Source organism: Halobacterium sp. NMX12-1, assembly GCF_040435975.1.
GTDB lineage: Archaea > Halobacteriota > Halobacteria > Halobacteriales > Halobacteriaceae > Halobacterium > Halobacterium hubeiense.
Window position 1 is genome coordinate 902,110 of the sequence record NZ_CP159204.1, and the last position, 14,135, is coordinate 916,244.

9 protein-coding genes are annotated in these 14,135 nt (G+C 66.5%); 8 read left to right on the forward strand and 1 reads right to left on the reverse strand.

Features of this window, described 5'->3' with window-relative positions; genetic code table 11:
* The first annotated feature begins 1 nt into the window (after nucleotide 1).
* The 7 genes from rpoB to ABSL23_RS06190 all read left to right on the forward strand — a co-directional run bounded on the left by rpoB (nucleotide 2) and on the right by ABSL23_RS06190 (nucleotide 10,823).
* Nucleotides 2-1,828: a DNA-directed RNA polymerase subunit B gene (gene rpoB / locus ABSL23_RS06160; RefSeq protein ID WP_353635084.1), complete on the forward strand. Its 1,827-nt coding sequence runs from the start codon at nucleotides 2-4 to the stop codon at nucleotides 1,826-1,828.
* Complete coding sequence (locus ABSL23_RS06165; RefSeq protein WP_353635085.1) at nucleotides 1,825-4,737, forward strand: DNA-directed RNA polymerase subunit A'; 2,913 nt, start codon at nucleotides 1,825-1,827, stop codon at nucleotides 4,735-4,737. The genes rpoB and ABSL23_RS06165 overlap by 4 nt, the downstream gene beginning before the upstream one ends.
* Nucleotides 4,738-4,781: 44 nt before the next feature.
* Nucleotides 4,782-7,445 (forward strand): DNA-directed RNA polymerase subunit A'', encoded by a 2,664-nt coding sequence (locus tag ABSL23_RS06170; protein WP_353635086.1) that lies wholly within the window; start codon nucleotides 4,782-4,784, stop codon nucleotides 7,443-7,445.
* Nucleotides 7,445-7,870, forward strand: coding sequence for a NusA-like transcription termination signal-binding factor (locus tag ABSL23_RS06175; protein ID WP_353635087.1), 426 nt, complete (start codon nucleotides 7,445-7,447; stop codon nucleotides 7,868-7,870). The genes ABSL23_RS06170 and ABSL23_RS06175 overlap by 1 nt, the downstream gene beginning before the upstream one ends.
* A gap of 431 nt (nucleotides 7,871-8,301) precedes the next feature.
* Nucleotides 8,302-8,730 carry a 30S ribosomal protein S12 gene (locus ABSL23_RS06180; protein ID WP_157500124.1) on the forward strand — a complete coding sequence of 143 codons (429 nt, stop codon included), beginning with the start codon at nucleotides 8,302-8,304 and terminating at the stop codon, nucleotides 8,728-8,730.
* Between the two features lie 2 nt (nucleotides 8,731-8,732).
* Nucleotides 8,733-9,347: a 30S ribosomal protein S7 gene (locus ABSL23_RS06185; RefSeq protein WP_353635088.1), complete on the forward strand. Its 615-nt coding sequence runs from the start codon at nucleotides 8,733-8,735 to the stop codon at nucleotides 9,345-9,347.
* 111 nt (nucleotides 9,348-9,458) lie between these two features.
* A complete protein-coding gene (locus tag ABSL23_RS06190; protein WP_353635089.1) occupies nucleotides 9,459-10,823 on the forward strand; it encodes a PQQ-dependent sugar dehydrogenase in 1,365 nt (454 codons plus the stop codon).
* Here ABSL23_RS06190 and ABSL23_RS06195 read toward each other — a convergent pair.
* Nucleotides 10,820-11,584, reverse strand: coding sequence for a DUF5781 family protein (locus tag ABSL23_RS06195; RefSeq protein WP_353635090.1), 765 nt, complete (start codon nucleotides 11,582-11,584; stop codon nucleotides 10,820-10,822). The two genes, ABSL23_RS06190 and ABSL23_RS06195, sit on opposite strands and share 4 nt — an antisense overlap.
* Nucleotides 11,585-11,749: 165 nt before the next feature.
* On the opposite strand from ABSL23_RS06195, the gene ABSL23_RS06200 reads away from it, so the two are divergent.
* The gene (locus ABSL23_RS06200) at nucleotides 11,750-13,939 is read left to right on the forward strand and encodes an elongation factor EF-2 (RefSeq protein ID WP_353635091.1); all 2,190 of its coding nucleotides are present in this window, start codon (nucleotides 11,750-11,752) and stop codon (nucleotides 13,937-13,939) included.
* The last annotated feature ends 196 nt before the right edge of the window (nucleotides 13,940-14,135 follow it).

The following is a 14,135-nucleotide window of genomic DNA, read 5'->3' on the forward strand; positions in this document are numbered from 1 at the left end:
CATGAGCACGGAACGAGAAGCGAAAGTCTACGTCAACGGCAGTCTCGTCGGGACCCACGAGGACCCCGAGGAGCTGGCAGCACAGATCCGAGAGGCGCGCCGACGGGGAGAGGTCTCCGAGATGGTGAACGTCTCCGTGAGAGACCGCACGAACGAAGTCATCGTCAACGCGGACGCGGGCCGGGCGCGGCGCCCGCTGCTCGTCGTCGAGGACGGCGAGCCGCTGGTCACCGACGAGGAGATGGACGCCATCGAGAACGGCGACATCGACTTCGAGGACCTAGTTCACGCGGGGAAAGTCGAGTTCATCGACGCCGAGGAAGAGGAAGACATCCTCGTCGGCGTCGACCAGGACGAGCTCACCGAGAAGCACACCCACCTCGAGATCGACCCGCAGCTCATCTTCGGCATCGGCGCCGGGATGATTCCCTATCCCGAGCACAACGCCAGTCCCCGCATTACGATGGGCGCGGGGATGATGAAGCAGAGTCTGGGCCTGCCGGCGGCGAACTACCGCATCCGGCCGGACACCCGCCAGCACCTCCTGCACTACCCGCAGAAGGCGATGGTGAACACCCAGACCACCGAACAGATCGGCTACGACGACCGGCCGGCCGGGCAGAACTTCGTCGTCGCCGTCATGTCCTACGAGGGCTTCAACATCGAGGACGCCCTCGTCATGAATCAGGGCTCCGTGGACCGCGCGCTCTCGCGCTCGCACTTCTTCCGCACGTACGAGGGCGAGGAACGGCGCTACCCCGGCGGTCAGGAGGACCGCTTCGAGATTCCGAGCGACGACGTGCGTGGCGGCCGCGGTGAGGACGCGTACACGCATCTCGACGACGACGGCCTCGTCAACCCCGAGACGCAGGTCGACGACTCCTCTGTCCTGCTCGGGAAGACGAGCCCGCCGCGGTTCCTCGAAGAACCCGAGGACATGGGCGGGCTCAGCCCGCAGAAGCGCCGCGAGACGAGCGTCACGATGCGCTCCGGCGAGGACGGCGTCGTGGACACGGTCACCCTCATGGAAGGCGAGGACGGCTCGAAGCTCGCGAAAGTCTCCGTGCGTGACGAACGCATCCCCGAACTCGGGGACAAGTTCGCGTCCCGCCACGGTCAGAAGGGCGTCGTTGGCCACCTCGCGCCCCACGAGGACATGCCGTTCACGCAGGAGGGCGTCGTGCCCGACCTCGTGCTGAACCCGCACGCGCTGCCGTCCCGGATGACGGTCGGCCACGTGCTGGAGATGCTCGGCGGGAAAGCCGGCAGCCTCGACGGGCGCTCCGTCGACGGCACGGCGTTCACCGGCGAGAACGAGGAGGAACTGCGCTCGACGCTGGAGGAACGCGGCTTCAAGTCCTCCGGCAAGGAAGTGCTGTACTCCGGCGTTTCCGGGGAGAAAATCGAGGCCGAGATCTTCGTCGGCACGATTTTCTACCACAAGCTCTACCACATGGTGTCGAACAAGCTCCACGCCCGCTCGAAGGGGCCGGTCCAGGTCCTCACGCGGCAGCCGACAGAGGGGCGCGCCCGCGAGGGCGGCCTCCGCGTCGGGGAGATGGAGCGCGACACCGTCATCGGCCACGGCGCCGCGATGGTGCTCAAAGAGCGCCTGCTTGACTCCTCGGACCGCGAGGAGATTCACGTCTGCGGCAACTGTGGCATGACCGCCGTGGAGAACTACGAGCAGCGCCGCGTCTACTGTCCGAACTGCGAGGAGGAGACGGACGTGCACAGCCTCGAGATGAGTTACGCGTTCAAGCTCCTGCTCGACGAGATGAAAGCGCTCGGCATCGCGCCGCGACTCGAACTGGAGGACGCAGTATGAGCACAGGACAATCACCCATGGAAATCGGGGAAATCAGCTTCGGGCTGATGGACCCGGAGGAGTACCGGGACATGTCCGCGACGAAAGTCATCACCGCGGACACGTACGACGACGACGGCTTCCCCATCGACATGGGGCTGATGGACCCCCGGCTGGGGGTCATCGACCCCGGGCTGGAGTGCAAGACGTGCGGCCAGCGCTCCGGGAGCTGTAACGGCCACTTCGGCCACATCGAGCTCGCAGCGCCCGTCATCCACGTCGGGTTCGCGAAGCTCATCCGCCGGCTGCTGCGCGGGACGTGTCGGGACTGCGCGCGCCTCCTGCTCACCGAGGAGGAGAAAGAGGAGTACCGCGAGGACCTCGACCGCACGCGCAGCCTCCGCGAGGACGTCTCCGACGTCACGAAGGCCGCCATCCGGGAGGCCCGCAAGAAGGACCACTGCCCGCACTGCGGGGAAGTCCAGTACGACGTCAAACACGAGAAGCCGACGACGTACTACGAGGTCCAGCAGGTCCTCGCCAGCGACTACAGCGAGCGCATCGCCGCCGCGATGCAGCCCGACCCCGACGAGGACGACTCGGGCATCAGCCCGCAGGAGCTCGCCGAGCAGACGGACATCGAGATTAGCCGCATCAACGACATCCTCTCCGGGGAGTTCCGGCCGCGCCGCGAGGACCGCGAGGCCATCGAGGCCGCCATCGGCGCCGACCTCACCACCGAGGACATGAACAAGCTGATGCCCTCGGACATCCGCGACTGGTTCGAGGACATCCCCGGCGAGGACCTCGCCGTGCTCGGCATCGACCCCGAGAAGAGCCGGCCCGAGTGGATGATTCTCACGGTGCTGCCGGTGCCGCCGGTGACCGCCCGGCCGTCCATCACGCTGGACAACGGCCAGCGCAGCGAGGACGACCTCACGCACAAGCTCGTGGACATCATCCGCATCAACCAGCGGTTCATGGAGAACCGCGAGGCGGGCGCCCCCCAGCTCATCATCGAGGACCTCTGGGAGCTGCTGCAGTACCACGTCACGACGTTCATGGACAACGAGATTTCGGGGACACCGCCCGCCCGCCACCGTTCGGGCCGTCCGCTGAAGACGCTCAGCCAGCGCCTCAAAGGCAAGGAAGGGCGGTTCCGCGGCTCGCTGTCCGGGAAGCGCGTGAACTTCTCCGCGCGGACCGTCATCAGCCCGGACCCGACGCTGTCGCTGAACGAGGTCGGCGTGCCCGACCGCGTGGCGACCGAGATGACCCAGACGATGGTCGTCAACGAACAGAACGTCGAGCGCGCCCGCCGGTACGTCCGCAACGGCCCCGAAGGCCACCCGGGCGCGAACTACGTCACGCGACCCGACGGCCGACGCGTCCGCGTCACCGAGAAGGTCTGCGAGGAGCTCGCCGAGCGCGTCGAGCCCGGCTGGGAGGTCCAGCGCCACCTCATCGACGGCGACATCATCATCTTCAACCGCCAGCCGTCGCTGCACCGGATGTCCATCATGGCCCACGAGGTCGTGGTGATGCCGTACAAGACGTTCCGCCTGAACACCGTCGTCTGTCCGCCGTACAACGCCGACTTCGACGGCGACGAGATGAACATGCACGCCCTCCAGAACGAGGAGGCGCGTGCGGAGGCGCGCGTGCTGATGCGCGTCCAGGAGCAGATTCTCTCGCCGCGCTTCGGCGAGAACATCATCGGCGCGATTCAGGACCACATCAGCGGGACGTACCTGCTCACGCACGACAACCCCCGCTTCAACGAGACGCAGGCCTCCGACCTGCTGCGCCAGACCAGCATCGACGAGCTCCCCGAGCCCGCCGGCACCGAAGACGGCGAGCCGTACTGGGAGGGCCGACAGATCTTCTCGGAGCTGCTGCCCGACGACCTCAACCTCGACTTCACGGGCACGGTCGGCGAGCCGGTCGTCATCGAGAACGGCCAGCTGCTCGAAGGCACCATCGCCGAGGACGAGATCGGTGGGTTCGGCGGCGAGATCGTCGACACCATCGCGAAGGTCCACGGGAAGACCCGCGCGCGCATCTTCATCAACGAGGTCGCGTCGCTGGCGATGCGCTCGATCATGCACTTCGGGTTCTCCATCGGCATCGACGACGAGACCGTCTCCACGGAAGCCCGCGAGCGCATCGACGAGGCCATCCAGTCCGCGTACGACCGCGTGCAGGAACTCATCGAGACCTACGAGAACGGCGACCTCGAATCCCTGCCCGGCCGTACGGTCGACGAGACGCTCGAGATGAAAATCATGCAGACGCTCGGGAAGGCCCGCGACTCCGCCGGCGACGTCGCCGCGGAGAACTTCGACGCGGACAACCCCGCAGTCGTCATGGCCGACTCCGGCGCGCGTGGGTCGATGCTGAACCTCACGCAGATGGCCGGCTGCGTCGGCCAGCAGGCAGTGCGCGGCGAGCGCATCAACCGCGGTTACGAGGACCGCACGCTCAGCCACTTCGAGCCGAACGACCTCTCCAGTGAAGCCCACGGCTTCGTGGAGAACTCCTACACGAGCGGGCTCACGCCCAAGGAGTTCTTCTTCCACGCGATGGGCGGCCGCGAGGGGCTGGTGGACACGGCAGTCCGCACCTCGAAGTCCGGCTACCTCCAGCGCCGGCTCATCAACGCGCTCTCCGAGCTGGAGACCCAGTACGACGGCACGGTCCGCGACACCAGCGACACCATCGTCCAGTTCGAGTTCGGCGAGGACGGCACGTCGCCCGTCGAAGTGTCCTCCAACGAGGAGGTCGACATCGACATCGAACACATCGCCGACCGCATCGTCGAGTCCGAGTTCGACAGCACCGAGGAGAAAGAAGCGTTCCTCGGCGTCCAAGAGCCGCCGACGAACCTCTCCGAGCACGGCGCGTCCTGGGAGGTGGAATCCGATGATTGAACTCCGTTCAATCGGGCTCACAGCCGTTACCACGGAGGTGAACGATGACTAAGATCACGCCCGCGATTCGCGACCACGTCGAGGAGTCGGAACTCCCGCGCCGCCTCAAGGAACGCGTCTTCGACGCCATCGAGGCCCGCGAGGATGTCACCATCCCGGAAGCGAAAGACATCGCGACCGCCGTCGAGTCCCAGTACCTCGACACGCGCGTCGACCCCCTCGAACCCGTGGGGACCGTCTCCGCGCAGTCAATCGGGGAGCCGGGGACGCAGATGAGCGTTCCGCACGACGAACGCGTTGTCGTTCGGCGCGACGGCGAAACCGAAGTCGTCGAAATCGGGCCCCTCGTGGACGAAATCGTGGAGCGGCGAGAGAGCCGCACCATCGACGACCACGAGGTCGCGCTCGCCCCCGACAACCTCGAAGTTCCAAGCCTCCGCAGTGACGAAGGCGTTGAGTGGAAGCCAATCGAGGAAGTCAGCCGCCACGACGCACCCGATGAGCTGCTGGAGTTCACACTGGAATCCGGCCGCTCAATTCGTGCGACGAAGGCACACTCGTTCGTCACGCGACGCGACAACGAGGTCGTCCCGGTTGCTGGCGACGCCCTTGATGAGGGCGACTGGCTCCCGGTCGTCGACGATCTCAGCGTCGACGCCGGGACGACGACACTTGACCTGAAAGACGTCCTCTCCCACGAGGACTACTGGTTCACGTCCGCACTGACTGACGGTGGTGCGGCTTCGTTCCCCGCCAGCGACCAGCAAGTCCAAAACAAGCGTGACGCCCTGGAGAGCGGTGACATCGACGGTGAAACAGCATATCCTGTAGGTGGGACCGTCGGCCTACCCGAGCAGTTCCCGCTCGACGAAGAGACCGGATTCTTCGTCGGTGCGTGGCTTGCGGAAGGCTCGCTCACTGACGGATACGTTTCGGTTTCGAACGTCGATGAAGCGTTCCAGAACCGCATTCGAGAGTTCGCGGATCGGTTCGACCTCTCAGTCAACGAGTACGAGAACGAAAGCGGATTCGCCACCGGCTACGACATCCGCGTCAACGGAACCGTGCTCGCTGACGTGCTCCGTGAAACCTGCATCGAGAACGGGGCGAAGGTCGTTCCCGGGTTCGCGCTCGGCGCTGACGAGCAGTTCGTCACCGGGCTTCTCACTGGGTACTTCAGCGGCGACGGCAACGTCAGTGAGTCTGCAGTCCGCGCGAGCTCGACGTCGAGCCGACTAACTGTCGGGATCGCACTCCTGTTGTCTCGCGTCGGCGTCTACGCGACGTTCGGCGAACAGGACGACTCGAAGACACTACGCATCCCGAAGAAGCACGTCCCCCGGTTCGAGGCTCGCGTCGGGATGGTCGGCGAGCGCGGCGACAAACTGTCCTCGCTTGCGGCCAGCATCGATAGCGATGGACCCGACACTACCGACCAGATTCCGAACTTCGGAGATGCGCTCGCGGAAGCCGCAAGCGCAGCCGGGATTCCGTCCCGGCAGGTGAACTCTGCGACCGACCGTCAGCGCATCGGTCGGACGCGACTCGCGGCACTCGTCGACGAGATTGAGCAGAAGACGGACGAGCGTCCGCCCGAGCTCGACGCGCTCGAACGGGCAGTTGCAGGTGACGTCGTCTGGGAACGCATCCAGTCTATCGACGCCGTCGAGACGGAGTACGATTCCGTGTACGACTTCTCTGTCGCCGGACTGGAGACGTTCACGACAGCGGAGGGCGTCGTGACGCACAACACGATGAACACGTTCCACTACGCGGGCGTCGCGGAGATGGACGTGACACAGGGCCTGCCGCGGCTCATCGAGCTCGTGGACGCCCGGAAGACGCCGGACACGCCCATCATGACGGTGTACCTCGAAGACGAGTACGCCGAGGAGCGCGAGCGCGCCCACGAGGTTGTGTGGAACATCGAGGCGACGAAGATTCTCGCGCTCGGTGACATCTCCACGAACGTCGCCGACATGGTCGTCCAGATCGACCTCAACGACGACACCCTGCAGGAGCGGTGGCCACTGATGAACAACACCACCGAGATTGCGGGCGAGATCGCCGAAACCATCGAGGGCAGCCTCGGCGTCCAGGTCACCCAGCAGGGGACCGTCCTCGAGTTCGGCCCGAGCGAGCCGTCGTACCGCGAGCTCCTGCAGCTCGTCGAGCAGCTCCGCGACATCGTGTTCAAGGGCATCGAGGACGTCTCCCGCGTCGTCATCCGCCGCGAGGAGACCGACCGCGGCGAGGAGTTCGTCCTCTACACCGAGGGGTCGGCGTTCAAGAAGGCGCTCAGCATCGAGGGCGTCGACGCCTCCCGCACGTCGTGTAACAACATCCACGAGGTCCACAAGACCCTCGGCATCGAGGCCGCCCGCGAGGCCATCATCGAGGAGACGATGACCACGCTCGAAGAGCAGGGCCTCGACGACGTGAACATCCGCCACCTGATGCTGGTCGCGGACATCATGACCAACGACGGCACCATCCAGTCCATCGGCCGGCACGGCATCTCCGGGAACAAGGACTCCGTGCTCGCCCGCGCCGCGTTCGAGGTCACCGTCAGCCACCTGCTGGACGCCGCCATCTACGGCGAAGCCGACGACCTCGACGGCGTCATCGAGAACGTCATCGTCGGGAAGCCGGTCCAGCTCGGCACCGGCGACGTCGACCTCCGGATGGGCGCCAGCAAGTCCGACTGATGACAGTCACGCTCTCCGACGAGGCGCGCCGCCTCATCGCCGCGTTCGAGGACGAGACCGACGCCAGCGCCGTCGACTGCGTCGTCGACGACGAACAGGACCGCGTCATCTTCGTCGTCGCCGCCGGCGAGATGGGGTCGGCCATCGGCCCCGGCGGCAGCCGCGTCGAAGAGCTCGAGGAGAAACTCGGCCGCGACGTGATGCTCGTTGAGGACGCGCCCACGCCGGAGGGCTTCGTCGCGAACGCGCTCTCCCCCGCGGCCGTCTACAACGTCACCATCAGCGAGAACGACACCACGGTCGCGTACGCCGAAGTCGCCCACGAGGACAAGGGCGTCGCCATCGGCACCGGCGGGAAGAACATCGAAGCCGCCAAACAGCTCGCGAAACGGCACTTCGACGTCGACGACATTCAGCTCACGTAACGCACTTTTTGCGCTGCGGGGGTCGCCTGCGGCGACCCCCTCGGCAAAAACTTGCGGAAAAAGCACTCCTCTTTCACTTCGCGCCTACGGCGCTCCGTTCAGTCGTCGGCCCGCTCGTTCGCTACGCTCACTCGCGGTGAACCGCGTCGCTCGGGCTTTTCAAGCTGCTCGCTCGCGGATGCTCGCGAGCCGTTAGTCGATTAGTTGCCGAGCATCCGGCGACCGAGTGGTCCGTCAGGACCCGGAAGGTCGCCGGTTCACCGCGCGAGCGAACGAAGTGAGTGAGCGCGGGCGCCGAGGACCCCCGGTAGGGGGTCCGACGGCGCTTTTGGCCGAGCTTTTACCGAGCGAGGCGGCGCTGCCGCCGAGCGCAGCGCAAACGGTCGAAGCGAAAGGCCGAGTTTAAGTGCCTCCGCTGGGTAAACGACTGTATGTCGAACGGCAAGTACGCCGCTCGGAAACTGAAGAAGGACCGCCAGAAGCACCGGTGGTCCGACTCGGAGTACGCGCGGCGAGAGCGGGGGCTCGGCAAAGAGTCCGACCCCCTCGAGGGTGCCCCGCAGGGTCGCGGGATCGTCCTCGAGAAGGTAGGTATCGAAGCGAAACAGCCCAACTCCGCGATTCGGAAGTGCGTGCGGGTGCAGCTCATCAAGAACGGGAAGCAGGTCACTGCGTTCTGTCCCGGTGACGGCGCCATCTCGTTCATCGACGAGCACGACGAGGTCACCATCGCCGGCATCGGCGGTGCGAAGGGTCGTGCGATGGGCGACCTCTCGGGCGTGAACTACAAGGTCGAGAAGGTCAACGGCGTGAGCCTCATCGAACTGGTCCGCGGGAACGCTGAGAAGCCGGTGCGATAATCATGAGCGAGGAAGAAGCCCCCGAACCCGAGGCGCCCGCTGGCACCGACGAGGAGGACGTCAACGCGAAGCTCTTCGGCAAGTGGGAGGTCGCGGACATCCAGTACCGCGACCCGAGCACGCGGCGCTACCTCTCCGTGACGCCCATCGCGCACACGATGGGTCGCCACGCTCAGAAGCAGTTCAAGAAGAGCGAGATCAGCATCGTCGAGCGGCTCGCGAACCGCCTGATGAAGACCGGCGCGAACGCGGGCAAGAAGCAGCAGGCGCTCGGCATCGTCCGCGACGCCTTCGACATCGTCCACGAGCGCACCGAGGAGAACCCGATTCAGGTGCTCGTGCGCGCCGTCGAGAACTCCGCGCCCCGCGAGGAGACCGTCCGCCTGAAGTACGGCGGCATCTCCGTCCCGAAGGCCGTCGACGTCGCGCCCCAGCGCCGCGTCGACCAGGCGCTGAAGTTCATCGCCGACGGCGCTCACTCGTCGTCGTTCAAGACGCCCGTCGACGCCGCCGAGGCGCTGGCGAACCAGCTCATCGGCGCCGCCGACTACGACGTGCAGACGTACGCGGTCGGCCAGAAAGAAGAGAAGGAACGCGTCGCAGCTGCAGCCCGCTAACGCGGTCCCGTTCGGTTCTGCGAATCTTTCTCCAGTTTCCAGCGGCGGCGTTTCGCCGGCGCGGATGCGATACCTGAAGACAGTTAACCCTGGGTTCCGCAAGCGTCAGGTATGCGATGTAACCGCCGTTCGTTCCTCGCTGCCGCGGGCTTGGCCGGCGTCGCCGGTCTGGCCGGCTGCACGTCGCCCGACGAACCGAGCGACACGCCGACCTCCACCGAATCGCCGCCGGTCACGACCGTCAGCGACCCGGCCTACGACCTCGGCGTGACCCACGACGTCCAGAACTGGAGCGAGTACGACCCCGACTGGTCGCATCCCACCGAAGCGCCGACCCTCGACGTGACGACCGAAACCGTCATCGAGGGGCTGGAGATTCCGTGGGACCTCTCCTTTGCGCCGAACGGCGACCTGTTCATCACGGAGCGGCCGGGCCGGCTGCTGCGCTACGAGTCCGGCACCGTCGAGAGCGTGGCGTCCCCGGACGACATCGTGGACGCGACCGCCATCGACGTCGACGACGAGGGCGGCTGGTGGGCCGCCGGCGGCGAGGGCGGCCTGATGGGGAACGCCGTCCACCCGAACTACCCCGAGGTGCCGCTCGTGTACGTCTTCTACACGTACGTCGAGGCGGGGGAGACGCTGAACAAGCTCGTCTACTACGATGTGAGCACCGACGAGCCGGAGATGACGACGGTCATCGAGGGCATCCCCGGGGAGTCGTACCACAACGGCTCGCGCATCACGTTCGGCCCGGAGAACTACCTCTGGGTGACGATGGGGGACGCCGGCCAGCCGGCGCTCGCGCAGGACCCGTCGTCGCTTGCGGGGAAGGTGTTGCGCATGAACCCGGACGGGAGCGCGCCCGACGGCAACCCGGACCTCGGCGGCGACCCGCGCGTGTTCACGTACGGCCACCGGAACCCGCAGGGAATCACCTTCATGCCGGACGCGACGCCCGTGGAGAACGAGCACGGGCCGGCCGCCCACGACGAGGTGAACGTCCTCAGCGCGGGCGGGAACTACGGCTGGGACGTCGAGGGCGAGCGCGCGCGCACGGCGGAGACGTACCGCGGCACCGACTACGCGCGCCCGCTCGTCAACACGGGCAACGAGACGTGGGCGCCGCCGGGGTCGGTGTTCTACACGGGCGACGCCGTGCCGTCGTGGCAGAACCGCCTCGTCATCGGCGGGCTCATCTCCCAGCGCATCAACCTCGTCACCGTCTACCCGACGGACGGCGAGCCGGCGTCCGCGGCCAACGGCGGCGAACGCTTCGACGCGGACTGGATGGACGCCGACTACAGCGCGGTCCACCACACGGCGTTAGAAGACGAACTCGGGCGCATCCGCCACGTCGAACAGGGGCCCGACGGCACGCTGTACGCGGTGACGTCGAACCGGGACGGGCGCGCGCAGGGCGACCAGTTCCCCCGCGAGGGCGACGACCGCCTCGTGCGCATCACGCCCGCTTAGTCCGCTGCAGGCCCCGTCGTCGTCTCCTGGGCGTCGACGTACGTGCGGATGGCGTCGACGAGGCCGCGGCGGCAGTCGCTCTCGTCGGGGTCGGCCGCGAGGTCGGCGAACCGCTCGCGGAACGCCTCGACGTCGATTTCGGGGGCGTCCTCGGCGGCCGCGTGCGCGAGGTCGTAGATGCGGTGGTCGGCGTCGACGGCGTCGTGGCGTTCGAGGAGCGCGAGCGCGAACGCGGCGTTGACGGCGGTCATCGAGGGGTCCGCGCCCGCGGTGAGTCGCTGGCCGACCGACGGGCCGGCGGCCGGCTGGTCGGCGACGGCGGCCGCGAGCTCGGATTCGAGGAAGGCGACGAGCTTGTCCGTGGGGCCGACCGAGAGCGTGATGTCGTCGGCGTAGATGTCCTTGACGTGGTTGGCGATCTGGTAGCAGTGCGTGAGCACGCGGCGTTCGACGCTGCGGCCCGTGAGCGCGAGGAACAGCACTTCGTCCATCGAGAGGACGTGGCTGGGGTGGTCGCGTTCGTGCCGGAGCATGTGGGAGAACTCGTGGAGCGCGAGCTCGCGCGCCATCACGGACGTGGCGGCCTGCTGGGAGATGTTGAGGACGTGGTGGTCGTCGTAGTGACCGGCCCACGTTCGCTCGTCGGGGTTCTCGCGGATGCGTACCTCGACCGGTTGTTCGAGGTCGTGTTCGGTCTCGAAGACGTCGCGGGCGCCGAGAAACGGTTCGGCGGGGCCCCCGCTCGTCACGCGCAACTCCATGGTAGCTGTTCACAGGGTATTCCCGGCAAAGACTCTTTCGCCCCCAGAAGTAGTCGCGGGCGACGAGACGAACCGGACGCGCTAGCCGCTACGCGTCGTGTTCCGGCGTGCCGTGCTCCCGGCAAAACACTACCCTTTTGAACCCGCTGGCAGTATGAATGCCCAATGGGCCGACGAAAGAAGATTGTCGAGAAGTGCGAACGGCTGATGGACGAGCCGGAGCAGATCCGGAACATCGCCATCGCCGCGCACGTCGACCACGGGAAGACCACGCTGACGGACAACCTGCTGGCCGGCGCCGGCATGATCTCCGAGGACACCGCGGGCGAACAGCTCGCGATGGACACCGAGGAGGACGAACAGGAACGCGGCATCACCATCGACGCCGCGAACGTCTCCATGACCCACGAGTACGAGGGCGAAGACCACCTCATCAACCTCATCGACACGCCCGGCCACGTCGACTTCGGCGGCGACGTGACCCGTGCGATGCGCGCCGTCGACGGCGCGCTCGTCGTGGTGGACGCCGTCGAGGGCGCGATGCCCCAGACGGAGACGGTGCTCCGGCAGGCGCTGCGCGAGGGCGTCAAGCCGACGCTGTTCATCAACAAGGTCGACCGCCTCATCTCCGAGCTCCAGGAGGGGCCCGAGGAGATGCAGGAGCGGCTCCTGAGCGTCATCCGCGAGGTCAACGAGCTCATCCGCGGGATGACCGAGGAGATGGACGACATCACCGAGGACTGGACGGTCTCCGTCGAAGGCGGCACCGTCGGCTTCGGCTCTGCGCTCTACAAGTGGGGCGTCTCGATGCCGTCGATGCAGCGCACGGGCATGGACTTCGGCGACATCATGGAGCTGGAGCGCGCCGACAAGCGCCAGGAGCTCCACGAGCGCACGCCGCTGTCGGACGTCGTCCTCGACATGGTCTGTGAGCACTTCCCGGACCCCATCGAGGCCCAGCCCCACCGCATCCCGCGCATCTGGCGGGGCGACCCCGAGTCCGAGATCGCGGACACGATGCGGATGGTCAACGAGGACGGCGAAGTCGTCCTGATGGTCACCGACATCGGCATCGACCCCCACGCCGGCGAAATCGCCGCGGGCCGCGTCTTCTCCGGCACGCTGGAGAAGGGCCAGGAGCTGTACGTCTCCGGCACCGCGGGCAAGAACCGCATCCAGAGCGTCGGCATCTACATGGGCGGCGAGCGCGAGGAAGTCGACGAGGTTCCCGCTGGGAACATCGCCGCCGTCACCGGTCTCAAGGACGCCATCGCGGGTTCGACCGTCTCCAGCGTCGAGATGACGCCGTTCGAGTCCATCGAACACATCTCGGAGCCGGTCATCACGAAGTCCGTCGAGGCGCAGAACATGGACGACCTGCCGAAGCTCATCGAGACGCTCCAGCAGGTCGCCAAGGAAGACCCCACCATCCAGATCGAGATCAACGAGGACACCGGCGAACACCTCATCTCCGGGCAGGGTGAACTCCACCTCGAAGTCATCACCCAGCGCATCGAGCGCAACCAGGGCATCCCCGTGAATACGGGCGAACCCATCGTCGTCTTCCGCGAGTCCCCGACCAGCGACTCCCGCGAGGTCGAGGGCGTCTCCCCGAACCGCCACAACAAGTTCTACATCACCATCGAGCAGCTCGACGACGACGTCCTCGAGCAGCTCCGCCTCGGCAACGTCACGATGGACATGCCCGAGCAGGAGCGCCGCGAGACGCTCCAGGACGCCGGCATGGAGAAGGATACCTCCCAGAACGTCGAGAACATCATCGGGAAGAACATCTTCATCGACGACACGAAGGGTATCCAGCACCTCAACGAGACGATGGAACTCGTCGTCGAAGGCCTCGAAGAAGCCCTCGGTGACGGTCCGCTCGCCGCCGAGCCCGTCGAGGGCGCGCTCATCCGCCTCCACGACGCTCGCCTCCACGAGGACGCCATCCACCGCGGCCCCGCGCAGGTCATCCCGGCAGTCCGCGACGCCGTCCACCGCGGCCTCATGGACGCCGAGATCCGCCTGCTCGAACCGATTCAGGACGTCCGCATCGACGTCCCCTCCGAGCACATGGGCGCCGCATCCGGCGAGATTCAGGGTCGCCGCGGCCGCGTCGACGACATGTACCAGGAAGGCGGCATGATGGTCGTCGAGGGCATCGCGCCCGTCGAGGAGATGATCGGCTTCTCCAGCGACATCCGCTCGGCCACCGAGGGTCGCGCGTCCTGGAACACGGAGAACGCCGGCTTCCGCGTCATGGCCGACAACCTCCAGCCCGAAATCATCAAGCAGATTCGAGAGCGCAAGGGCATGAAGACCGAGCTGCCCGAGCAGATCGACTACTTCTAAGTACCTTTTTACGCGGTTCGCGCGGCGAATCGCGTAAAAATCTACGCTAAAAACCGCAACCGGCTGCGGAATCTCGCGGTTCTCTCTGCGCGTTCACTCGACGACCAGCGTGGCCGCTATCCATCGGTAGGATTTGTGCGGGCCGAAGGCTTATAGCGCGAACGACCCCGAGTGAGAGTGTATGCACGCAGGCAGA

Coding starts and splice junctions, on each gene's coding strand:
- ABSL23_RS06200 (WP_353635091.1), top strand. CDS start 11,750: ATGGGCCGACGAAAGAAGATTGTCGAGAAGTGCGAACGGCTGATGGAC.
- ABSL23_RS06185 (WP_353635088.1), top strand. CDS start 8,733: ATGAGCGAGGAAGAAGCCCCCGAACCCGAGGCGCCCGCTGGCACCGAC.
- ABSL23_RS06190 (WP_353635089.1), top strand. CDS start 9,459: ATGCGATGTAACCGCCGTTCGTTCCTCGCTGCCGCGGGCTTGGCCGGC.
- ABSL23_RS06165 (WP_353635085.1), top strand. CDS start 1,825: ATGAGCACAGGACAATCACCCATGGAAATCGGGGAAATCAGCTTCGGG.
- ABSL23_RS06195 (WP_353635090.1), bottom strand. CDS start 11,584: ATGGAGTTGCGCGTGACGAGCGGGGGCCCCGCCGAACCGTTTCTCGGC.
- ABSL23_RS06170 (WP_353635086.1), top strand. CDS start 4,782: ATGACTAAGATCACGCCCGCGATTCGCGACCACGTCGAGGAGTCGGAA.
- ABSL23_RS06180 (WP_157500124.1), top strand. CDS start 8,302: ATGTCGAACGGCAAGTACGCCGCTCGGAAACTGAAGAAGGACCGCCAG.
- rpoB (WP_353635084.1), top strand. CDS start 2: ATGAGCACGGAACGAGAAGCGAAAGTCTACGTCAACGGCAGTCTCGTC.
- ABSL23_RS06175 (WP_353635087.1), top strand. CDS start 7,445: ATGACAGTCACGCTCTCCGACGAGGCGCGCCGCCTCATCGCCGCGTTC.